The 22,772-nt window shown below is 38.2% G+C and carries 22 protein-coding genes (1 of these 22 running past the window's edge); 16 read left to right on the top strand and 6 right to left on the bottom strand.

Annotated features, from left to right (window positions below):
• The 7 genes from DYE54_RS09275 to DYE54_RS09305 form a co-directional block, all read left to right on the top strand.
• On the top strand, positions 1-307 hold the 3' portion of the coding sequence (locus DYE54_RS09275) for a MogA/MoaB family molybdenum cofactor biosynthesis protein (protein WP_115310953.1). 191 nt of this gene lie to the left of the window's left edge; the window shows 307 of its 498 coding nt (coding positions 192-498); its start codon lies off the left edge, out of view; it ends in the stop codon at positions 305-307.
• A 188-nt stretch (positions 308-495) separates the two neighbouring features.
• Positions 496-1,125 carry a DUF47 domain-containing protein gene (locus DYE54_RS09280; RefSeq protein ID WP_115310954.1) on the top strand — a complete coding sequence of 210 codons (630 nt, stop codon included), beginning with the start codon at positions 496-498 and terminating at the stop codon, positions 1,123-1,125.
• Positions 1,118-2,119: an inorganic phosphate transporter gene (locus DYE54_RS09285; protein ID WP_115310955.1), complete on the top strand. Its 1,002-nt coding sequence runs from the start codon at positions 1,118-1,120 to the stop codon at positions 2,117-2,119. The genes DYE54_RS09280 and DYE54_RS09285 overlap by 8 nt, the downstream gene beginning before the upstream one ends.
• A 326-nt stretch (positions 2,120-2,445) precedes the next feature.
• Positions 2,446-2,907 carry an RrF2 family transcriptional regulator gene (locus DYE54_RS09290; protein WP_115310956.1) on the top strand — a complete coding sequence of 154 codons (462 nt, stop codon included), beginning with the start codon at positions 2,446-2,448 and terminating at the stop codon, positions 2,905-2,907.
• Between the two features lie 20 nt (positions 2,908-2,927).
• Positions 2,928-4,307 (top strand): cytochrome ubiquinol oxidase subunit I, encoded by a 1,380-nt coding sequence (locus tag DYE54_RS09295; RefSeq protein WP_115310957.1) that lies wholly within the window; start codon positions 2,928-2,930, stop codon positions 4,305-4,307.
• Entirely contained in the window at positions 4,298-5,317 is a 1,020-nt protein-coding gene (cydB, locus tag DYE54_RS09300; protein WP_115310958.1) for a cytochrome d ubiquinol oxidase subunit II, read from the top strand. Before DYE54_RS09295 ends, cydB begins: the two co-directional genes overlap by 10 nt.
• Before the next feature lie 228 nt (positions 5,318-5,545).
• Positions 5,546-6,859, top strand: coding sequence for an amidohydrolase (locus DYE54_RS09305; RefSeq protein WP_115310959.1), 1,314 nt, complete (start codon positions 5,546-5,548; stop codon positions 6,857-6,859).
• Positions 6,860-6,991: 132 nt separating this feature from the next.
• Here DYE54_RS09305 and DYE54_RS09310 read toward each other — a convergent pair whose 3' ends face one another.
• From DYE54_RS09310 to dcuC, 4 genes are all read right to left on the bottom strand, one after another.
• Positions 6,992-8,341, bottom strand: coding sequence for an MATE family efflux transporter (locus DYE54_RS09310; protein WP_115310960.1), 1,350 nt, complete (start codon positions 8,339-8,341; stop codon positions 6,992-6,994).
• A gap of 236 nt (positions 8,342-8,577) precedes the next feature.
• Positions 8,578-9,945 carry an MATE family efflux transporter gene (locus tag DYE54_RS09315; RefSeq protein ID WP_115310961.1) on the bottom strand — a complete coding sequence of 456 codons (1,368 nt, stop codon included), beginning with the start codon at positions 9,943-9,945 and terminating at the stop codon, positions 8,578-8,580.
• A 307-nt stretch (positions 9,946-10,252) separates the two neighbouring features.
• Positions 10,253-11,374, bottom strand: coding sequence for a M20/M25/M40 family metallo-hydrolase (locus DYE54_RS09320; RefSeq protein WP_115310962.1), 1,122 nt, complete (start codon positions 11,372-11,374; stop codon positions 10,253-10,255).
• A 136-nt stretch (positions 11,375-11,510) separates the two neighbouring features.
• Positions 11,511-12,794: a C4-dicarboxylate transporter DcuC gene (dcuC, locus tag DYE54_RS09325; protein ID WP_245935715.1), complete on the bottom strand. Its 1,284-nt coding sequence runs from the start codon at positions 12,792-12,794 to the stop codon at positions 11,511-11,513.
• Between the two features lie 159 nt (positions 12,795-12,953).
• Here dcuC and DYE54_RS09330 point away from each other — a divergent pair, with 159 nt between their 5' ends.
• The 9 genes from DYE54_RS09330 to DYE54_RS09370 all read left to right on the top strand — a co-directional run bounded on the left by DYE54_RS09330 (position 12,954) and on the right by DYE54_RS09370 (position 20,727).
• Positions 12,954-13,547 (top strand): DNA-3-methyladenine glycosylase I, encoded by a 594-nt coding sequence (locus tag DYE54_RS09330; RefSeq protein WP_115310963.1) that lies wholly within the window; start codon positions 12,954-12,956, stop codon positions 13,545-13,547.
• Between the two features lie 62 nt (positions 13,548-13,609).
• The gene (locus DYE54_RS09335) at positions 13,610-14,731 is read left to right on the top strand and encodes an AraC family transcriptional regulator (RefSeq protein WP_115310964.1); all 1,122 of its coding nucleotides are present in this window, start codon (positions 13,610-13,612) and stop codon (positions 14,729-14,731) included.
• A gap of 295 nt (positions 14,732-15,026) precedes the next feature.
• Positions 15,027-16,295, top strand: a complete 1,269-nt coding sequence (locus tag DYE54_RS09340; protein WP_115310965.1) for an SLC13 family permease — start codon at positions 15,027-15,029, stop codon at positions 16,293-16,295.
• A gap of 27 nt (positions 16,296-16,322) precedes the next feature.
• Positions 16,323-17,222 carry a L(+)-tartrate dehydratase subunit alpha gene (gene ttdA, locus DYE54_RS09345; protein WP_115310966.1) on the top strand — a complete coding sequence of 300 codons (900 nt, stop codon included), beginning with the start codon at positions 16,323-16,325 and terminating at the stop codon, positions 17,220-17,222.
• A complete protein-coding gene (gene ttdB / locus DYE54_RS09350; RefSeq protein ID WP_115310967.1) occupies positions 17,222-17,839 on the top strand; it encodes a L(+)-tartrate dehydratase subunit beta in 618 nt (205 codons plus the stop codon). The genes ttdA and ttdB overlap by 1 nt, the downstream gene beginning before the upstream one ends.
• A 28-nt stretch (positions 17,840-17,867) precedes the next feature.
• Entirely contained in the window at positions 17,868-18,851 is a 984-nt protein-coding gene (locus DYE54_RS09355; protein WP_115310968.1) for a 2-hydroxyacid dehydrogenase, read from the top strand.
• 105 nt (positions 18,852-18,956) lie between these two features.
• Positions 18,957-19,334 (top strand): thioesterase family protein, encoded by a 378-nt coding sequence (locus DYE54_RS09360; RefSeq protein ID WP_115310969.1) that lies wholly within the window; start codon positions 18,957-18,959, stop codon positions 19,332-19,334.
• Positions 19,335-19,723: 389 nt separating this feature from the next.
• Positions 19,724-20,293 carry a DUF3793 family protein gene (locus DYE54_RS09365; RefSeq protein ID WP_115310970.1) on the top strand — a complete coding sequence of 190 codons (570 nt, stop codon included), beginning with the start codon at positions 19,724-19,726 and terminating at the stop codon, positions 20,291-20,293.
• Positions 20,294-20,307: 14 nt separating this feature from the next.
• A complete protein-coding gene (locus DYE54_RS09370) occupies positions 20,308-20,727 on the top strand; it encodes a flavodoxin (protein ID WP_115310971.1) in 420 nt (139 codons plus the stop codon).
• 152 nt (positions 20,728-20,879) lie between these two features.
• On the opposite strand, the gene DYE54_RS09375 is transcribed toward DYE54_RS09370, so the two are convergent.
• Complete coding sequence (locus tag DYE54_RS09375) at positions 20,880-22,046, bottom strand: pyridoxal phosphate-dependent aminotransferase (RefSeq protein WP_115310972.1); 1,167 nt, start codon at positions 22,044-22,046, stop codon at positions 20,880-20,882.
• 165 nt (positions 22,047-22,211) lie between these two features.
• The gene (locus tag DYE54_RS09380) at positions 22,212-22,742 is read right to left on the bottom strand and encodes a TetR/AcrR family transcriptional regulator C-terminal domain-containing protein (protein ID WP_115310973.1); all 531 of its coding nucleotides are present in this window, start codon (positions 22,740-22,742) and stop codon (positions 22,212-22,214) included.
• Between the last annotated feature and the right edge of the window lie 30 nt (positions 22,743-22,772).

Below are 22,772 nucleotides of genomic sequence, written 5' to 3' on the forward strand. Positions count from 1 at the left end.
GATTGCCATAGAAAGCTTGGATGGCATAATTCTAACAGGTGGTACTGGGATTGCTAAAAGAGATGTATCTATCGAAGTCGTAGCTTCGTTATGTCAAAAAGAAATTCTCGGCTTTGGTGAATTATTTAGGTATCTTAGTTATACCGAAGACATTGGAACGCGCGCTATCGCTTCGAGGGCTATGGCGGGTGTTTGTGATAATGTATTATTATTTTCTTTGCCTGGTTCCGTAGGTGCTGTTACTCTCGGTGTTAATCGATTAGTATTACCTGAAATACGTCATTTAGTGTATGAAATCAATAAATAGTAACGTTAATAGATGGTAGTTAACAATATGTATTAAATTTACACAATATATAATGTACTCATATAAGAATATGCTTTTTGCATACAAGGAACAATAGAAAATAGGTATTTGATGTGCTATAATTAGAACGTGCGTTTATTGTAATTCGTTAATTATTAACGAATCCATCACGAGTTATGGAGGATATTATGGCTTTTAATTTAAAAAGCAAGGAAGAAAAATTTTTCAATATCTTGAACAATCATGTTGAGCTATGCCATGACGCATCCATTCTTATGGAACAGGCGTTTAAAGGTGAAGTAGAAAAAGAGGAAGCACTACGATTAATCGATCAAAAAGAAAAAGAAGCTGATGAATTAGTCAATCAGACTATCGAACGTTTACGTTCAACCTTCATTACTCCTATGGATCGTGAAGATATTCAATTGCTTATTGAGCAATTAGACACGACCATTGATAGCATGAAAGACATTATGGATAAGATGTGTATGTACAATGTGGGTGAACCAACAAAAGGGGCCATTCGTTTAATTGAAATTGTACAAAAATGCTTGAAACATATTACTAAATCTATTTCCTATATGAATAGTTTAAAGAAAAATCATGTGAAAGTTGAAGGCCGTGTGTTAGAAGTTCTTCGGTTAGAAGAAGAAGCTGATGCTGTATATCATGAAGAAATGGCCGTATTATTTAGAGATTGTAAAGATCCTATTGAAATTATCAAGTGGAAGGAAATTCTCAACTCCATGGAAGATGTAATTGATGGCTGTGAGGATTTGGTTGGTACATTCCGCCGGGTTGTTCTGAAGTATGCTTGATCATTGGTTTGTCTGGCTAGTAGTATTTTTAGCCTTAGCATTTGATTATATTAATGGGTTCCATGATACGGCTAATGCCATTGCCACATCTGTATCGACACGGGCTATAGATCCTAAGAAGGCAGTAATGATGACAGCTGTTCTTAACTTTATAGGGGCTCTTGTTAGTACTGGGGTTGCTAAAACTATTGGTGGTGATTTAGTCACTTCGGCTAGTTTAATTAATGCAGAAGTTATTAGTGCAGCTTTATTAGGTGCTATTATATGGAATCTAGTTACTTGGTGGTATGGTATTCCTAGTTCCTCATCACATGCTTTAATTGGTGGTGTTATTGGTGCCGTTATGGTATCAGTTGGTTATGAAGCCTTAAACTTTACAGGGATTGGCCGTATTTTCTTATCCTTAGTATTATCGCCTATCGTTGCTATGATTTTAGGCTATATTATTATGCATATTTTATTGCTATTATTTGGTCATTTTTCACCGATTACACTTAATGATCGATTCCGTAATATGCAATTATTATCTGCTACCTTAATGGCTTTTTCTCATGGGTCAAATGATGCGCAAAAAGCGATGGGGATTATTACACTTACCTTGTTAAGTGGTGGTTATATTGATACATTAGATGTACCAACTTGGGTAAAAATAGCCTGTGCTTCTGCGATGGCATTAGGTACTGCAGCTGGTGGTTGGCGTATTATTAGTACCATGGGGACTAAAATTTTTAAATTAGAAACAATTAATGGCTTTGCTGCCGATTTAAATTCAGCGATTACTATTTTTACAGCAACCTTCTTACATTTACCTGTATCAACTACACATGTAGTGAGTGGTTCGATTATGGGGGTAGGGACAGCTAAGCGTGTTAAAGCGGTTAACTGGGGTGTAGCGCGCTCTATGGTTCTTGCTTGGTTTGTAACAATTCCATTAAGTGCTATTATGTCGGGGATTGCGTACTTAATTATTGATGGTATGCGGGGTATTTTATAAAATCTCTAAAGTAGCGCATAATAAACATATTTAATAAAAATTCTCAATATATAAATATATCATCTACAAAACTAATAAGGAAAGATAAAGACTATCGTTATGGTAGGAATTGTAGTGCTGTTTAGGCATAAGTATCTTTAGCAAAATTAGTAATATGTTGTTGCAATTCCTGCAACTATTGACTATAATGTAGATAAACAGAAAAATGCTCAGGTTACGAGCATTTTTTTATGACTGCAAAGTATACTAAGATTGTGATGTTCAATGAAACATTTATAAAATCGAATTATTTCGAAATGGTTTATATTAGGTATTAGGGGGCAGTTATGAAACTTAACCAAGCAACTGATTATGCATTCCGTATGGTATTGCATATGTCACTCTTACCGAATGGGACTAAAATAACCGGTGGTGAGTTGGCAAAAGCTCAGAAAATTCCAGATCGTTTTTTATTAAAAATTATGCGTAATTTAATCTCTGGAAATATTATGCAATCCTTCCGCGGAGTAGATGGTGGATTTGCGTTAGCACGTAGACCTAAAGACATTACTTTGTTGGATGTTATTGAAGCTGTTGAAGGGGCAACGTATTTACAACGTTGCTTATACGATAATGAAACCTGTTCCCGTGGTTGTCACGGTAATTGTTCCGTCCAAGAACGATTTGGTCAAATTCAACATAATTTGATTAAAGAATTGAAGGCGGTAGATTTTGAATCCTTGGCTAAGCGTGAACGAGAAATTCATTTGCAGAGAGTCTGTCCATCTAAAGCGCAAGCGCGCGATTAATAAGTGAGGAGGTTTTAAGTATGATGGAAGCATTACTGTTAGCTCGATGGCAATTCGCCTTGACATCGATCTATCACTGGCTGTTTGTTCCTGTAACCCTAGGGATGACAGTTGTCGTAGCAATTTTAGAAATTACCTACGTAAGTACAAACAATGAAGTGTACAAAAAAATGGCAAAGTTCTGGGGGAAATTATTTTTAATCAATTTTGCCATGGGCGTTGTAACTGGTATCGTACAGGAGTTCCACTTCGGTATGAACTGGGCTGAATATTCCCGTTTTATGGGGGATATCTTTGGTGCTCCTTTAGCACTAGAAGCGTTAACAGCGTTCTTCCTTGAATCCACATTTATGGGTGCTTGGATTTTTGGTTGGGACAAGTTGTCTGCTAAAGCTCATGCTGTAGTAGCTGTATTAGTAGCAATTGGTACTAACTTATCTGCTTTCTGGATTTTGGTAGCAAGTTCCTTTATGCAACATCCAGTTGGCTATGTGATTCGTAATGGTCGTGCTGAAATGGAAGATTTCGGAGTTATTTTATCTAATGGGTACGTACCAGGACAATTTGCTCACATTTTCTTTGATGGTCTAATGACCGCTGGTGTTATTATTGCAGCCGTTAGTGCTTGGCACTTACTTCGTAATAATGCGGTGGATTTCTATAAACGTTCCATTAAATGGGGCTTAGTATTCACTATTATTGGTGGCGTGTTAGTAATGGGTGCTGGTCACTTACATGGCCAATACGTAACTAAAGTACAGCCTATGAAGATTGCTTCTGTAGAAGGTCTTTGGGAAACAACTAAAGGGGCTCTATTCAGCTTGTTTGCTTCTATCGATGAAAAAAATCAAACAACTAATAGTGCTATTGAAATTCCAGGTTTGTTAAGCTTTGTAGCTATGGATGATTTCAATGGTGAAATGAAAGGTATGAAAGACCTTCAAAAAGCAGATGAAGAAAAATATGGCCCTGGCGATTATGTACCACATGTAACATCTATGTACTGGTCTTTCCGTGCTATGGTATTCTCTGGTGTATTAATGTTCTTAGTGGCTATCGTAGCATTCGCTATGAATCGCGCTGGTAAATTGGAAACATCTCGTGGTATGCTAAATACTGTATTCTGGATGTTACCATTTGCTTACATTGCCAATGCAACTGGTTGGTATGTAGCTGAAATGGGTCGTCAACCATGGATTGTTTATGGTTTACAAAAAACAGCTGATGGTGTATCTAGCACGGTAACAGCTGGTGAAGTTTGGACGACAATTATTGGTTTCTCTGCCGTATATATTTTAGCGGCTATTGCTGCTTTATATTTAGCTGTGAAACATATTAAAAAAGGTCCAGAAGGCAATCCATCTCAGGATATTAGAGAGGAGGCAGCATTATGGAAGTAATTTTACAGAATTTAGACGTAGTGTGGTTCATCCTCGTATGTGTATTATTTGCAGGGTTCTTCACACTTGAAGGCTTTGATTATGGTGTGGGTATTTTGCTTCCATTCTTAGGTAAAACTGATGTAGAACGTCGTCAGATGATTAACACAGTAGGTCCTGTATGGGATGGTAACCAAGTTTGGATGATTACGGCTGGTGGTGCTACTTTTGCATCGTTCCCACATGTATATGCTACTTTATTTAGTGGTTTTTATTTAGCTTTATTCTTAATGCTAGCAGCTTTAATTGCTCGTGGTGTTGCTTTTGAATTCCGCAGTAAAGATAAATCGTTAGCTTGGCGTAAAACTTTTGACTATTGTATTTTCTTTGGATCTTTGATTCCAGCACTCCTTTGGGGCGTTACTGTTGGTAACTTAATTCAAGGTACACCAATTGATGGTCAGATGAACTTTGTAGGTGGCTTCTTTGATTTACTTAGCCCTTATACAATTCTTTGTGGGTTAGCATTTATCTTAGTATTTGTTTACCATGGTGCTTTGTATACAGCTATTAAGACTGTTGGGCCTATCGCTGAACGTGCTCGTGCTACCGCTTTAGTAGAAGGTGTAATTACGGCAGTTGGTGCTCTTGTATTAGTCGGTGCTACTTATTACTACACTGATTTATTCAATAGTATGATTGCTACTGTAGCATTTGCACTTTGCATTGTGTTTTTCCTTCTTTCCTGGGGCTTTACTCGTGTACGTCGCCCAGGTGTAGGTTTTACATTTAGTTGCTTAAGCATTATCTCTGTAACAGCTGCTTACTTTGCTGGTTTATTCCCACGTATTATGGTTTCCAGCTTGGATCCAGCTTGGAGCTTAACTATTAAAAATGCATCGTCCTCTGAATATACCTTAACATTAATGACGATTGTAGCGCTTATCTTTGTGCCAATCGTATTAATTTACCAAGGTTGGACGTATTGGACATTCCGTCATCGCATTGGTCCAGATGATTTGCATTACTAATTAAATAAGCCTGTATATGCTAATTTAGCAATTACAGATGTAAAAAGCGTGCTTTCGGGCACGCTTTTTATAATGCTCTTACAGGGGTCAGTTTTTTATGGTATGATAAAAAAAGAAGTTATAATTTACAAACTGTGGAGCTTCATTTTAATTAAAAAGATGATTAATTTTGAAATGATTAGTTGCAGAGTGGATTCTATTGTTGAGAGTTTGAGAGGAGTGGCCAATATGAGTACCTATAAAAGTATTGCCTTTGCTAATGACAATCGTGATCGCTTTATAACGTTGCGTCGTGATTTACATCAACATCCTGAACCAGGCTGGTTGGAATATCGGACAGCAGCGATAGCAGCTGATCGATTAACAGAACTTGGTTATGATCTAAAAGTAGGTAAAGAGGTTATTCATGCTGAATCTCGTATGGGATTACCTAGCGAAGAAGCTATGAAGCAAGCTATGGAGCGAGCGATTAGTGAAGGGGCTAATCCTAAATGGGTAGAGGCTATGGGGTATGGCTTTACTGGTATGGTCGCTACTTTGCATATTGATGACCAAGGGCCCGTTGTGGCTTTTCGTGCGGATATTGACTCCAATGATGTAGTGGAAGCACAGACAGACGATCATTTACCAGCGAAAGAAGGATTTTCTTCGAAGCATGATAGAGCGATGCATGCGTGTGGACATGATGCTCATTTAACAATGGCACTAGGGCTTGCCGAGTATATTATAAGCCATAAAGAGGCGTTACATGGCACGTTTAAATTGATTTTACAGCCCGCTGAAGAAGGTGTTCGCGGGGCTAAAGCAATGCGTGATGCTGGCGTAGTTGATGACGTGGATTATTTCTTTGGCATGCATATTGGCATTAATAAGGCTATTGCTAATTGTTTAGCTTGTATGAATTTTGGGTTTTTAGCAACTACCAAATTAGACGTAGAATTTAAAGGATATTCTTCGCATGCAGGCGCATCTCCTGAATTAGGTAAAAATGCGTTATTAGCAGCTTGTACAGCAGCGTTAAATCTTCAAGCTATATCACGCCATTCGAAGGGTAATTCCTGCATTAATGTGGGCGTATTAAATGCAGGTACAGGCCGTAATGTCATTCCTGATACTGCATATTTGCAAATTGAAACCCGTGGTGAGACAGGTGACGTTAATGAATATATCCGTAAACGTGCTTATGAAGTGTTACAGGGTGCGGCGGCTATGTATGATAATGAAGTTATTATTAGAGAGATGGGCAGTGCACCGGCTTGCGTGAATTCTGAAGCATTAGCTAAAGAAGTACAAGTCTTAGCAAAAGATATGGGTTTATTCCGTGATGTGCCATTGACTAATACGGGTGGTGGCAGTGAAGACTGTGCCTACTTTTTAGAGCGAGTTATTGAACATGGTGGTCAAGCAACGTACATGATTCTTGGCTCTGATATTAAAGCGCCACATCATAATCCACGCTTTGATATTGATGAAGCCGATATGATTAATGGCATTGCTGTAGCTGGGGCTATTGTTGAAACGTATTTAAATAAAACTAAATAAGTTCTTATAGTGATACAAGGAGAGTTAACATCTCTTTAAGTGTTTAAGTATTGAGCTACTAGATAAAAACACCTCAATTAGGTTAAAACCTAATTGAGGTTGTTTTTTGGGCATATTAGGTGATATAGCCGGTTATTGAAAGCGCTTAGATTGTAAATACATAACACGCCAAATATATAATACACCAGCTAAACCAACGCCACCAAGTAAACCTAGCCATACACTATATGGCCCTAGATCTGTTAGATACATGAATCCTAGGGCAATAGGGATGCAAGCGCCCCAGTAGGTAGCTATCGCAATTTTAGAGATGATAGCTACATCTTTATAAGCACGTAAAATACCTTGTACAGGTGTTCCGAAGGCATCAATGATAATGAAGAAAGCCGCGTAACTCATAAAAGAGGCTATAATATTAACCATGTCAGGATCGTTCGTATAGAAGCTAGCGAAAAGAGGTAAATTGGTGAAAATAATAATACTCATCAGAGCGGCTATGGTAATTGCGGTTCCTCTTGCAATATAAGACATATGGGTAGCTTCTTTATAGTGCTTAGCTCCTATTTGGTATCCGACGACAATAGTACTAGCCATGCTAATACTAAGTGGAATCCCATAGAATAAATTAACAAAACTAATGGCCGCTTGATGAGCTGCAATGACTTGGGTGCCATAATAGGTAATAGCAAGTCCTGCTAAACTGAAAATACTACTTTCACAAAAAACAGCAATGCCAATAGGGATCCCAATTCGTAATTGCTCGCGTAATGGTGTCCAGTGAATTTTGAAAGATTGTTTACTGATTTGATAGTGTGAAAAAGGTTTTTTATAGAGGAGTACGCCTAAATAGGCTAAACAGTTAAACCAATAAGCAATAGCTGTGGCAATGCCAGCCCCAAGACCACCTAAGGCGGGACAGCCAAAATGACCAAGGATTAAGGCATAATTTAAGGTCACATGAATCAGTAAACCAATACTCATAATTATCATGGAATAACGAGTGTAGCCATGGCAGTCAACAGTATTACGCAATGTACAGGTGAGGATAAGTGGTGGTAAGGCAAAGGCAATAGCCGTCATATATTGAAGACAGATTTCATAAGCGGCAGGCTCTAAGGCAAGATAGTGAAGGAGCGGTTTTAGAAATATTAGACCACTAAAGATAAGGAGTGCACTAAAGAAGAGGGCCAACCATACACCATGGATAATGACGGTAGGAATATCCTCTGTCTTATGTGCTCCCAGTAATTGAGCGATAATGGGGGCAATGCCTAGGAGAATACCAAGTACGCCATAATAGCAAGCAATCCAAATATTGAAACCCACAGAAATACCAGCTACATCAGTCGTACTATATTGACCGGTCATAACAACAGAGAAAAAAGATCCGCCTGTTAATGCAAATTGTGTAATAATAATAGGAATGGTTAATTGAATAAATTGTTTTATTTTACCCATTAAGGATGGCGCTGTATTTGTCATAAAAACTCCTTTCTTAATAAAAAAACATCAAACACTCTACCTTCAATGGCCTACGATAGAGTATTTGATGTTCTTTCTTTTATCCGGCGACAAAAGTCATCAGCATATAAAATTATAAAGCGATAATATAGAGTTTAAAAAGTCTATATTAGTGTTACATTAGCGTTACATTAGCAATCAATTTTTTGACTGATATGTATTCTAACATTATACATAATGCCTGTCAAGTTTTCTAATTATAGAGTCTGGTATTGTTTAAAGGTTTTATGTTGAATATACCAGACCCGCCAGGTAAAGAGTAAGGCAGCAATTAAGGTGCTACCTAAGAGGCCAATCCAAATAGCATAAGGGCCATAATTAAAGAGAAAAGTGAAGATTGCTGCAATAGGAATGCTAGTACCACAGAAGCTTGATAAGGCGATAATGGAAATAATACGCACATCTTTATAGCCTCTTAGAATGCCTTGGATGGGCGTACCCAACGCATCAATGACTGTAAAGAAGACGGCATAACTTAAGAAGCTTCCAATTAAATCAACCATATTAGGGTCGTTTGTATAATAACCAGCAATGGTAGGCAGATGGGTAAAGGTATAAAGGCAGATCGTCATAGCAAGAACAACGGCTAATCCACGAGCAATATAAGAGTATATTTTAGCTTCATGGAGGTCCTTAGCACCAACAGCATAGCCCACAGTAATAGTGGCAGCAATACCAATACTTAAGGGGACCCCATAAAAGAGGGAGGTGAAACTTAAGGCCGCTTGATGGGCGGCAATAATACTTGTACCATAGGCCGTGGCAGCGATGCCTGCGAGACTAAAGATACTACTTTCAGCAAAGATAGCGAGACCAATGGGAATACCTAGTCGCAATTGCTCCTGAATATAGGTGAAGTCAAAGGTAAAACAACGGCGGAACAAGTGATAGCTTTTGAAGGGCTTGCCTAGTACTAATACTAATAAAAAAGCTAGAAAGTTAAACCAATAGGCAATGGCAGTAGCAATGCCGGCCCCTAAACCGCCGAGTGGGGGAAAGCCAAAATGACCTAGAATGAGCGCATAGTTTAAAAAAATATGGAGGCCTAACCCGCAGAGGATAATATACATAGTGTAGTGTGTATAGCCGTGACAGTCTAAGGTATTGCGTAATACACAAGTTAGAATCAGTGGTAATAATCCAACTGCGATAGCTTTTAAGTATTGCCAACATATTTCATAAGCAGCTGGCTCTAATTGTAAATGTGTTAAAATGGGATCTAAAAGTGTAACGCCTAGTAGCAACATTAGCAGAAAGAAACAAAGAGATAAAATGAGACCATGATAGATAATGGTTGGAATGTTATCTTTCTCGTTTGCGCCCAGTAATTGAGCAATAATTGGTGAAATGCCTAGATGAATCCCAATGATACCATAATAACAGGCCGTCCATAGATTAAAGCCTACCGAAATTCCGGCTAAATCCACTGTGCTGTATTGCCCGGTTAATACAACTGAGACAAAGGAACCGCCTGTAATGGCAAATTGTGTCAAGATGATTGGTATTGTTAAGGCGATAAAATGTTTAATTCTACTAAGCGTACTCATTTGACGTATTGTATTCATATATGTTACCTCAAAAAAAGCACCAAATTATCTATCTTCTAAGACCTGCGATAGACTCTTTGATGCTACATACCTATATCCGGTGACCTAGGTATGGCTTTCTTGTTAAATGTAATTAATAAATAATATATTTTTACTGTAACATAGAACATGAGAAAAGTCCATATAGTATAGCTATATGGCATATGATAACCATGAAAAGACGATATTAAAAGTCAATAGGAAAAGATAGTATTAAAAGCGATGGTATTAAAAACGACCTGCCATTGGCAGGTCGTTTTAGTTATATGTGATTAATTATAAGCCATTATTGTTTAGCGGCTTCAATAATAATTTGAGTCGCTAAGCGTGCTGAATTATATAAATCTTCTTCTAATAAACATTCATCTTTGGTATGTACATTCGTCATGCCCACACCAAGAACGGCTGTTGGTACACCATAGGCATTGAAGAAGCTAGCATCACTACCGCCACCAGATTCCACTACGTTTACAGGGAAACCTAATTCTTCTGCTGCTTTACTAGCTAATTTAATCGTTTCAGAATCAACAGCTAAATCAAATGGATCATAAGCAGGTAATACTTTTACATCGACCGTTGTATTTGTCTCTGTAGCACCGGCTTCGAAAATCGCTACTACATCAGCTGTTAATTTGTCGAGTTTCGCTTTATTGCGGCTACGGGTTTCTAAAAGAATGGTGGCTTCATCAGCTACGATATTTGTGGCACGACCACCGCTAATAGTACCAATATTGCAAGTTGTTTCTTCATCAAGACGACCTTGTGGTAATTTAGTTAACATATGGCCCGCGGCTACAATAGCATTAATCCCTTTTTCAGGAGCATTGCCTGCATGAGCAGCTTTACCTGTAATAACGGCGCGGACTTTGTTTTGGCCTGGTGCTTTGTGTACAATACGACCTGGGGCACCAGAGGTATCAAAGGTAAACCCTAATTTAGCTTTTAACAAGGAGGAATCCATATTTTTGGAGCCATTAACGCCACCTTCTTCAGCGATAGTAAATACAACTTGAATATCGCCATGAGGTAAATTTTCCTCTTTGACAACGCGTAATGCTTCTAAAATAGCGACTACACCGGCTTTATCGTCGCCACCCAACACAGTGGTACCATCTGATGTAATGAGACCATCTTTAAGTTGAGGTTTAATATTTGCACAAGGTTCTACGCAGTCCATGTGAGCTGTTAACATAATCATAGGTGCTTCTGGAACGGTACCTTTACGAGTAGCTACTAAGTTGCCTGTATTACCGCCTAGTTTTTCACCAGCATTGTCTTCTTCTACTGTGAATCCTAAATCTTCTAGTCGTTTGGTAAGTAGATCAGCTACTACCCGTTCGTTTAATGTGGAGCAAGGAATCTGAACAAGCTCAAAGAATTCGTCAAGGACACGCTTTTCTTGAATCATGAGAACCTCCTTAAGAAAATAGAAATATATAAATTAAAATATATAAAATGGAACTACTTAGTACCTAGTGTATATAGTAATTGTAAAACTATAAAGTCTGTTAATAGATTCTTTATAGTGCGGTTAGGAACAGACATTAGAATAGAATTAAGAATGTAATAACACCGGCCAACATAGGAATAATGTTGCGTTTGGCTAATTCCATAGGGCTTACTTTAGCGAGGGTTGCACAGATAATGGCAGCGCCTGCTACAGGGGACGTGGAACGACCAATCGCCCCAGAAATTTGAGCTAAGGAACCAAGATCGACCATGTTCATACCAAAGGTAGCTGCATGTGGTGTAATGGCACCGTTGAATGCCAAAGCCGCTGCATCACCAGAACCACAGAGAATAGCAATGATGAAAGGTCCAAAGCTACCTGCGATTTTAGCAATTGATTCGGAGTCTTTCATATAAGTAAGTAAAGCATCTGTAAGGCCCATGGCTTGCATACCTTGGGTAAATACGGCCGCTGCAATGATAAGGCCAATAATACTACCATAGGCTTCGCCCATACCTTTGAAGAAATTTTTAGTAACTTCTTGTGGGTTAGCGCGTGCAATGAGTAAAGCGATAACACAGCCAATAATCATGGCTGCTGGTACACTGACTTTAGAAATGCCCATAGCCTTAATCATAGGCAAGTTTAAGTTGGTAACAACTAGAATGACTAATGGAATAATAGGAGCTAATGCTTTTAATGGATTTACTTTTAATTTAGCTGTTAAAGAAGCATCGCCTTCGGATTCTAAAGCTTGTTGACGTGCTTTAGAAGGGCCTTCTTTTTTTACGGCAGCTACTAATGTAAGAGCAATAGCTACGACGAAAGAAGCAATAATAGCTGGAACAGCTGTTTCGAGTACAACGTACATTACATCAACACTAGCCATTTTGGAAATAAAAGCCACATGCGTGTTACCAGGGCTAATTGTACTGCCCCAAGTACCCGCCAATATAGCGGCTCCAGCCATTGCTGGATGCACGCCTGCTGCGATTAATGCTGGAATTAAAATACTGCCAATGGCAGCTGCAGCACCAGCAGCACTGGTTACGGCAATGTTAAGCCACCAAGTGACTAACATAGCTAACGGAATAATTACAGCATGGCTTTTGGAGATAAGTCCAGATAAGGCATGTACCAAATGCTGATCACATTCAGTGTGTTTCATAACGAAGGCAAAGCCCATAACGGTACAGATGGTAGGTACTAATGAGCCATGAATCATGGTTTTAACAAAGGAATCCATAAATTGGCCCATCACACCGCCGATTAAGCACATTAAAGCCCCTGCGATGAGTAAAACTGTACGTGTTTCATACTTGCGAATGATGGCGGCAAAGGCGACAATAACGATTACCCCGCCTAGTAGTTGCATCATAGGTAAATACCTCCTTGAAAATAAAACCGCTTACTATATAACATGGTATAATACTAATATATGCGAAATTCAGAAAAAATACCATGGATTTATGTAAAATAATTAATTTTATTATATCAATTTGACATACTACATGATTTTTGTAATAGGAGAAGACATATGAATGAACAGGTAGGACAATGCATTTGGGCCAGTCGTAATGAACTAGAACAAATTTATCATGATACCGAATGGGGCGTGCCACTCCACGATGATAATAAATTATTCGAAATGTTAATTTTGGAAGGGATGCAAGCTGGTTTAAGTTGGACAATTATTATGAAACGACGTGAAGCTATGCGTGAGGCTTTTGATGGATTTAATATAGCTACTTTAGCACAATATACGCCTGAAAAAGAAGCAACCTTATTAGAAAATCCTAATATTATTCGTCATCGTCTTAAAATAGCAGCGTTACGAAAAAATGCACAAGCTTTTCAGAGAGTGCAAGCTGAATTTGGGTCGTTTGATGCGTATATTTGGCAATTTACTGAAGGGAAATCAATAGTTGGGCATTGGCAACGTCAAGAAGATGTGCCGGCTACAATTCCTTTAGCAGAGAAGATTAGTAAAGATTTGAAGAAACGCGGTTTTACTTTTGTAGGGCCTACCATAGTATATTCATTCATGCAGGCAATTGGGATTGTGAATGATCATATTGTGACCTGTCCTTGTTATAAACGGTTGCTTACTATGACTGACAGTGTTGAATAAAGCGGGGCAGTATTTGTTAAGAGTCAATATAAAAATGTGTATGTCAACAGGTAGGAGGTACTATGGATTTTTTTAACTATGCTTATGACCATGGACATATTCAATTTAGTCAGTATATATATCGCATTGGTACCTATCACTATAATTGGCACCCTGAAATTGAAATACTAGTGGTGCTTCAAGGGCGTGTTGAAGTATGTCATGATAGTGAATATACTAACTTAGGAGTGAACGATATTATTATATTACCGCCACAATGTGGTCACGCTACGTTGGCTTTGGAACCAGATACAATGGCAATGGTCTTGCATTTACATCCAAGTATATTGGCTCAATATGATAGGGTATTTCGTCAATCTACTTTCTTTGTAACAACAGATGAAGGCACTCAAAATTTGCCACTATACGTAGCGTTGCGTGAGCAATTAGGCCGTTTGATTTTATTGTTAGCCAAGGTGCAAGAGGATCAATTTGATATGGCGAGTTTAAATAAGTCTAATAATCGTTCTTTTAATGCTACTACATTAATTGATATACCTAATTTAAGTATTGAGCATCTGTTTTTGCAAGTATTAGAAACATTGACTGCTATATTATTGCCTCATACACATGAGCCACAAGGGAATCCTGTAGCAATACAACAGGAAGCGACTTTTGAAAAAATGATTACTTATATAGATAAGCATTATAAAGAATCCATTACTTTAGGAGATATAGCCTCTATTGGGGGTTATACTGAGAGTTATGCGTCTCAATTTTTTAAGCGTCAATTAGGTATATCTTTTAAAACGTATCTGTTACGTATGCGACTGCGTGATGCGGCGGTGCAATTAGTAAATACAAAGCAACAAGTGGTAGATATAGCCAATCAATGTGGTTTTTCTGATGTGAAATCCTTTAATACGGCGTTTCGAAAACATTTTCATACAACGCCTTCTGAGTATCGACGAATTGCTACAAAAGTAGAGCGACAAACGATGATGGATAATTGGAAGGAGTATATTGCTTCTGATGATGTAAGTATTAATCAATGTTTACAGCTGTATATAGCCCCTATCGAAGTTGATAAAACGGAGCGTATATCTGAGCACGATTTATCTTTGGCAACGGTTCAGCAGATTAAAAGTCAATTAGAAGATACCTTGAAGCAGTTAGATATGGCTTTAAATTCAAATAAGGGATAGTTTTAATGCTATCTAATAAAAAGAGAATTAGGTATTTTTTTAGATTAAAATTAACATATTAAAAAGATAAAATATTATGAATTCTATAAATGACTAGCTTTTTATAAATTGTGGCTAGTCATTTTTTTATATGAAAATAAGAGTAAACATAAATAATATAGTAGAAAATCAAATAAATGAAAATTGTTTTCATAGCATAAATTGGATAGCTGATTTTCTACATATGCGTATAATGAAACTATCGAATGCATTCACAGTATCACCAACGTGTATAAGTTAACGAGAGGAGTTCTTTATGGATGGTGTTATTGTAACGTTAGTTTTATTAGTTTTTGCCATTGTTATGTTTGTTTGGGAAAAAATTCCCCTTTCAATTACAGCTATGACTGTGGCAGTTTGTTTAACCTTGACGGGTGTATTAACCCCAAAAGAAGCCTTTTTAGGCTTTGTCGATTCTAATGTGTTATTATTTATGGCTATGTTCATTGTGGGAGCAGCTTTTTTTGAAACAGGTGTAGCTCATGCTGTAGGGGGCTTAGTTAATCGTTTTGCCAAGACAGAACGGCATGTTATTATTGCAGTTATGGTAATTACAGGGACTATGTCAACGTTTTTATCTAATACGGGTACAACGGCTGTGTTAATTCCCGTAGCTATGGGCCTAGTACAGCGAACCGGTATTAAAGCTACTAGATTATTAATGCCTTTAGCTATTGCTGCTTCAGCTGGTGGTAATGTAAGTTTGATTGGTTCCCCAGGCAATATGATTGCTCAGTCAGGTTTAGCACAACAGAATTTAGCTTTTGCATTTTTCGACTATGCGCTGGTAGGACTACCAGTATTATTAGTAGGAATTGCGTACTTTGCATTGATTGGACATAAACTTTTGCCAGAAACACCGACTCATCAAGTGGATACTGAATATAATACTGAGGCTGATTATAGTAAGGTAGCTATGTGGCGTAAAGTGATTGCTGCAGCAACTTTAGTAGGTACTGTGCTAGGTATGATTTTTGAATCACAATTGGGTATTAAACTGCATGTGATTGCTTGGATTGGAGCTCTGATTCTTGTTGCGACGCGTACGATTTCTGAAAAAGTAGCAGTTAATGCTATTGATATGAAAACAATCTTATTATTTGTAGGCTCTTTAGCGCTTGCCAAAGCATTGGTTAAGACGGGGGCTGGTGTGATGATTGCCGATACAATTATTAAAAGTTTAGGGGATAATCCATCACCATTTATGTTATTAGCGGTTGTGTTTATTATTGCAGCGGTACTTACACAGTTTATGTCGAATACAGCAACGACGGCTTTATTAGTGCCTATCGGACTGGCATTAGCACAGCAAGTAGGAGCTGATCCTAAAGCCGTATTGATGGCTACCGTAATCGGTGGTTCAGTAGCGTTTGCTACACCTATAGGCTGTCCACCAAATACGATGGTATACAATGTAGCTGGCTATAGTTTTATGGATTATGTAAAAGTGGGTGGACCATATTTAATTCTATCCGCCATTACATCGTTAATTTTATTACCAATTTTTTTCCCATTCTATCCGTAAGTAAGGACATTTTTTAAGGAGGCCATTATGGAACAGGTTACTCAGAGTCAAGAAATGACTCGCATTATTGCAGATTTTGTAGGCTATATGTCGAAAGTATTGCCTGATGATGTAGATGCAAAAATTAAGGAACTCGCAGCTGACGAAAAGAATCCACTAGCTAAAACGATTTATGACACAATGCATACGAATATGGAATTAGCTAAAGAACTAAGTCGTCCTTCTTGTCAGGATACAGGGGTTTTACAGTACTGGGTAAAATGTGGTGCTAAATTCCCACTAATTGGTGAATTGGAAAGCATTTTGCGCGAAGCAACTTTAAAAGCGACGCAAGAAACACCATTACGTCATAATAGCGTTGAAACATTTGACGAATTTAATACAAAGAAAAATATTGGGTTAACAGCGCCTTATGTATTCTGGGATATTGTACCAGATCGTGATGATGTTGAAATTTTCCCATACATGGCAGGTGGCGGTTGCTCCTTACCTGGTAGTGGTAAAACTTTGATGCCTGGTGAAGGGTATGAAGGGGTTGCTAAATTTGTGCTTGATTTGATGACGTCTTATGGCTTAAATGCATGTCCTCCATTGTTAGTTGGGGTTGGTATTGCTACCTCTATTGATACAGCGGCTTTATACTCTAAAAAAGCACTTATGCGTCCAGTAAGTTCTAAAAATCCAAATGAAAAAGCAGCTTATATGGAACAATTATTAGAAGATGGCATTAATTCTCTTCATTTAGGACCACAAGGTATGGGTGGTGATAAATCGGTAATGGGTGTAAATATTGAAAATGGTACCCGTCATCCATCTGTATTGAGTGTAGCTGTTAATGTAGGCTGCTGGAATCATCGTCGTGGTCATTTAGTATTTACTAAAGATGGTAAATGTACTGTATTATCTCATAGTGGGGTGGCATACTAATGGAAAAGAAAATTTTAACAACACCAATTTCAGCAAAAGATCTTGAAGGCATTAAAGCAGGCGATATTATTTATTTAACTGGTCATATTACAACTTGTCGTGATGTAGCACATCGTCGCTTGATTGAATATGGTCGTGAACTTCCTGTTGATGTACGTGATGGCGCTATCTTGCATGCTGGGCCAATCGTAAAAGCTGTTGATGAAGCTAATGATAAATATGAAATGATTTCAGTAGGGCCGACTACAAGTATGCGTATGGAAAAATTCGAATACGACTTTGTTAAACATACTGGCGTACGCCTTATTGTAGGTAAGGGCGGGATGGGCCCTGGCACACAAAAAGCATGCCAAGAATTTAAAGCATTGCATTTAGTATTCCCTGCTGGTAATGCAGTATTAGCGGCTACAGAAGTAGAAGAAATTGAACAAGCTAATTGGAAAGAATTAGGTATGCCTGAAACATTATGGACTTGCCGTGTTAAAGAATTCGGTCCTCTTATCGTGTCCATTGATACCTACGGCAATAACTGGTTTGAACAGAAAAAAGTTGAATATAACGAAAATAAAGAAAAAGCATTAGAAGAAATTAATAAACATGTAAGCTTTATTAAATAAGATGTTGTAATCATAGAGGACTCGCTATATGGAGAGCAATAAAAAACCACTTGTTATTGTAGCTGGCAAAGTTCGGGTTGATGGGTTGGCTAAATTAGCTGAAGGCGCTACGATTAGACAATGGCAAGAATCTACACCTATGCCACGTGAAACACTAAAAGAATGGCTTCGTGATGCGGTAGGGCTGTGGAGTAGTAAACATATTAAAGTCGATGCCGATTTATTAGCTAGTGCGCCTAATTTAAAAGTCGTTGCTCAAGATTCGGTAGGGTATGATAATATTGTCATTTCCGATCTCACCGCTAAAGGAATTCCCCATGGTAATACACCGCATGTACTTACTGATACGGTAGCGGAATTAGCTTTTACCTTACTGGCCGCAGCTAGTCGGCGGATAGTAGAAAATGTGGAATTTGTTAAACAAGGATTATGGACTAAGCAAAGACCAATTCACATAGGACGAGATTTAAAAGGAACTACATTAGGTATTATAGGATTAGGTGAAATTGGTTTAGCGATTGCCAAGCGAGCACAAGCCTTTGGCATGCATATTTTGTATCATAATCGGACACGACGTAAGGATGACGTAACGCAAAATTTAACATATTGCACTAAAGAGGAACTATTGGCTAAAAGCGATACCGTATTAGTTATGACCCCTTTAACGGATGCCACACGAGGGATGATTGGTAGTGCAGAGTTTGCGTTGATGAAATCAGAGGCTTTATTTGTAAATGTAGGGCGTGGTGCTGTTGTTGATACATCAGCGCTAGTCACTGCGCTTGAAACAGGGCAAATTGCTTATGCTGCGCTTGATGTAGTTGATCCAGAGCCATTGCCTAAAGAACATCCTTTATTAGCAACGGGTAAAGTAATGATAGTGCCTCATATTGGTTCGTTTACGAATGAAACACGGCATGAAATGGCCTTATTAACAGCTAATAATTTAATGGCAGGAATTCATGAAGAGCCACTACCTGCTTGTGTTAATGAAGAAGTGAATTATAAATAAACACTGATAATAAATGTTACGATTAATAGTTTTATGGCTTACTTGAATATAGTATACTAAATATATAATTAAAACAGAGTTATGGTATTTATTTAGGAGGACTATATGAGTATTCAAGTTGGCTTGCGGGGCGAAGCTGTTGTGACGGTGACGGAAGCAAATATAGCTAAAACGATGAAAAGTGGCGCGTTACCAGTGTTTGCAACACCGGCTATGTGTGCTTTAATGGAAGAAGCGGCTGTAACGGCTGTAGCGAATACATTGAGTGAAGGGGATGGTACCGTAGGTATTTCATTGAATATTACGCATGATAAACCGTCGCCAGTAGGGGCTACTATTCGTGCAGAAGCTGAAGTAATCGCTGTAGAGGGGCGTAAAATTTCCTATCGAATAGCAGCTTATGAAGGGGAAGCTTGTATTGGTCAGGGGACTCATGAGCGCTTCGTGATTAATAACGAAAAGTTTATGAGTAAGCTAAAATAAAATTGAATGATTTTCTCAAAATAATTGTTCGAATGAAGATTTTTGTGACTGAGGCTACCGTTTTTTTAGAGGATGAGGTATACAATAAAGATACCCCATCCTCTTTGTATTATATGAGAATACTAAGGTGACAAGGATATCGAAAAGTATCGTTTGAGTAGGTGGTATATAGGATTTGTTAAAATATCATAAATGAAAATAATTGTCATTTATATTGACAGATACCTACTTTGATTGTATGATGAATGAAGAAGATAGTTAGCTTAATTATTTTTCGCCAAGTAGATAGTAGCTTGGTTGGAAGCTACTATTTATTAAATCCGGATTTACTAGTATGACAGCCTTGAGAGCAAGTGTTCTCCTGAAAACAATGAGAGGCAGGGTAAACTATGGTAAGCGAGATAGATTCTATTATCGGTTATCATTGTGCGCCGGCAATACGGGGCATCAAGGTGGCGAATCTTGTGGCGATTCCACGGGATAAGGATATACATTTGACAACGGCTTTGTCGGCGTATAATGAGATGTTTAACGATCGTGGCTTATTCTTTTATGAATTATGTCACTGCGACCAACGAAGATTGTTGTTAGTGTTCCGCAAACGGATGTTAGAGGACTATTTACGGCGACCAGAGCATCAGAACTTTTTAAGAATGTATGGCTATTTGCCAACGGAGTCACTAGATGTTTGGTTTGAACGCCTAAAACGTCGTTTAGAAGAACGACAAGATTTTCCTCATGAAATAGGTCTGTTTTTGGGCTATCCCATCCACGATGTACGTTCTTTCATTCGGTTGAAAGGTAGCGGGTATAAACTTTGTGGCGAATGGAAAGTGTATGGTAATCCTATGTCTGCCATGCATTCGTTTCACTGTTTTCGGGCATGCAGAAATTACTGTCATACCCAGCTTTTAAATGGTAAACAATTAGAGTCTTTAGTAGCCGTAACGGCATGCTAGTAGGAGGTAATCACATGATTGGTGTAATTTATTGGTCTGGTACAGGTAACACAGCAGCTATGGCAGAAGCGATTGGTAAAGGTATTGCTGATGCAGGTCAAGAAGTAGTAGTAAAATCCGTTTCTGAAATTACGGCTGATGAAGCAGCTGCTTTTGACAAATTAGCTTTGGGTTGCGCTGATATGGGTGCAGAGCAGTTGGAAGAAATGGAATTTGAACCATTCTATACAGCCTTAGAAGGTAAATTGTCTGGTAAACAAGTTATTCTTTTCGGCTCCTATGGTTGGGGTGGTACTTGGCTTGATGATTGGGCAGAACGTGTAAAAGCGGCTGGTGCCAACATTGTAGCAGATAACCTTCCTGTATTTGGTGCGCCTGATGATGCAGCTATTGCTGATTGTGAAGCGCGTGGCAAAGCATTGGCTGAAGCTTAATCGATAAAGATACATAAAAGATATATAAAAGGGACTGTAGCCTGAATGACGATGAGTCATAGGGTTACAGTCCCTTTTGGATTAGTTATAGGGTTTATAATTTTTAAAATGGGGATAGGAAGATTTATTTTACCCTATAGTTCTATATAGTTCTATTTTTTCAAAGTTTCTATAAAACGTTCAATTCGTATTAATGCTTCCTGAATTGTTTCACGCGAAGAGGCGTAGGAGCAACGGATACGACCTTTACCACATTCGCCAAAGGCAGATCCGGGCACAACGGCTACATGTTCTTGTTGCAATAATTGTACAGCAAAATCAAAGTCATTTAAGCCACAGCTAGAAATGTCAGGGAATACGTAAAACGCTCCTTCTGGTACAGCAATAGGCAAGCCCATTTTTTGAAAACCGGCGACAATAAGGTCACGACGTGCTTGATATTCCTCACGCATAGCAATAACACTTTCATCACACTCATTGAGGGCTACAATAGATGCATGTTGGATTGGCGTAGCTGGAGCGACAATGCTATATTGGTGAATTTTAATGGCTTGGGCAATTACTTCTTCTGGCGCTAATAGGAAGCCAATACGGAGCCCAGTCATTGCATAAGCTTTTGAAAAACCATTTAAAATAAGTGTACGTTCTTTCATGCCTGGTAAGGATGCAATGCTAGTATGTGTTTGTCCATAGGTTAATTCAGAGTAAATTTCATCACTGACTACGATAAGGTCATGTTTAATAGCAAATTCTGCTATGCCTTTTAAATCAGCTTGGTTTAAAATAGCCCCAGTGGGGTTACTGGGATAGCCCATGAGTAATACTTTTGTTTTAGGCGTTACTGCTTTTTCAAGTTCAGTAGGCGTGATTTTAAAGCCTTCCTCTAGCCGTGTTGGTACCATAATAGGGGTGCCATGATTTAATTTAACTTCTGCAGCATAGGCCACGTAGGAAGGATCTGGAATGAGGACTTCATCGCCTTCGTTAAGGAGTACGCGCATAGCAAGGTCAATGGCTTCACTGGCACCAACAGTGAGCATCATTTGGTCTTCTGTATAGTCTACGCCATAGCGTTTGTTATACCAATTGCGAATCGCGGTACGCAAAGGCAATAAACCCGCATTACTTGTATAGTTTGTTTCTTTGTTTTCAAGACTTTTAATGGCTGCTTGCAACACTTTTTCAGGTGGCGCATAGTCCGGTTCACCTACACCGAGGGATAAGACATTATCCATAGCTAATGCCATTTCCCAAATTTTACGAATCCCTGAGGCAGGGAGTTCTTGTGATGTTCTTGAAATGTAATTGTTCCAGTTCATACTCTCTCTCCTTTGCACATTAAGTGCTTTTAGTTTAATAGTTATAAAGGCACCTTATGTATAGTCTATCTGTGTTTAGTGTATCACAAACAGCTTAATACTTATAGTTAAATTTTAACTCTAAGAGAAGGGACTATAAAGCTTAATAATAAAACTTATTACAATTTACGAGTCCTTGAAAAAGATTGTTCGCAAACTTACTGGCATTGCGTTAAAGTATCTTTGTGCTATGACTTCAGCTGATGTGTTTTTATCGAATAGGAGCCATTCTCGAGATATACCTACACAGCCATAACAGTAGAAACGGATATCAAATTGTAGTTCTTGATTTAAGTTTGAAGTAGCAAGTAATTCTTGGGCTTTTTGGGTATATTTAGCAACAAAATAATCAAACATATACTTCCATAGGGGTGTTTGAGAAGTATCTTCATAGGCTCTTTTATAAAATAAAAAATCTTGTTTCATAGTTGCTAAATTTTTGGCAATTGACTCAGTAGATAAAATGTTTGTATTTGTAATTGTATTGAAAAAAATCCAAGATACAAGGTCATATTTATCTTTAAAATGATAATAAAAAGTAGGGCGCTCGATATTTGCAATTTGGCAAATTTCAGTAACTCGAATTTTATCTAGTGATTTTTGAGTCATTAATTGGCGCATGGCCTCTGCAATCCACAATTTTGTTCTGTTTGACATAGAGAACTCCTTTTACAAAAATATAATTTT

The organism is Veillonella criceti (genome assembly GCF_900460315.1).
Classification (GTDB): domain Bacteria; phylum Bacillota; class Negativicutes; order Veillonellales; family Veillonellaceae; genus Veillonella_A; species Veillonella_A criceti.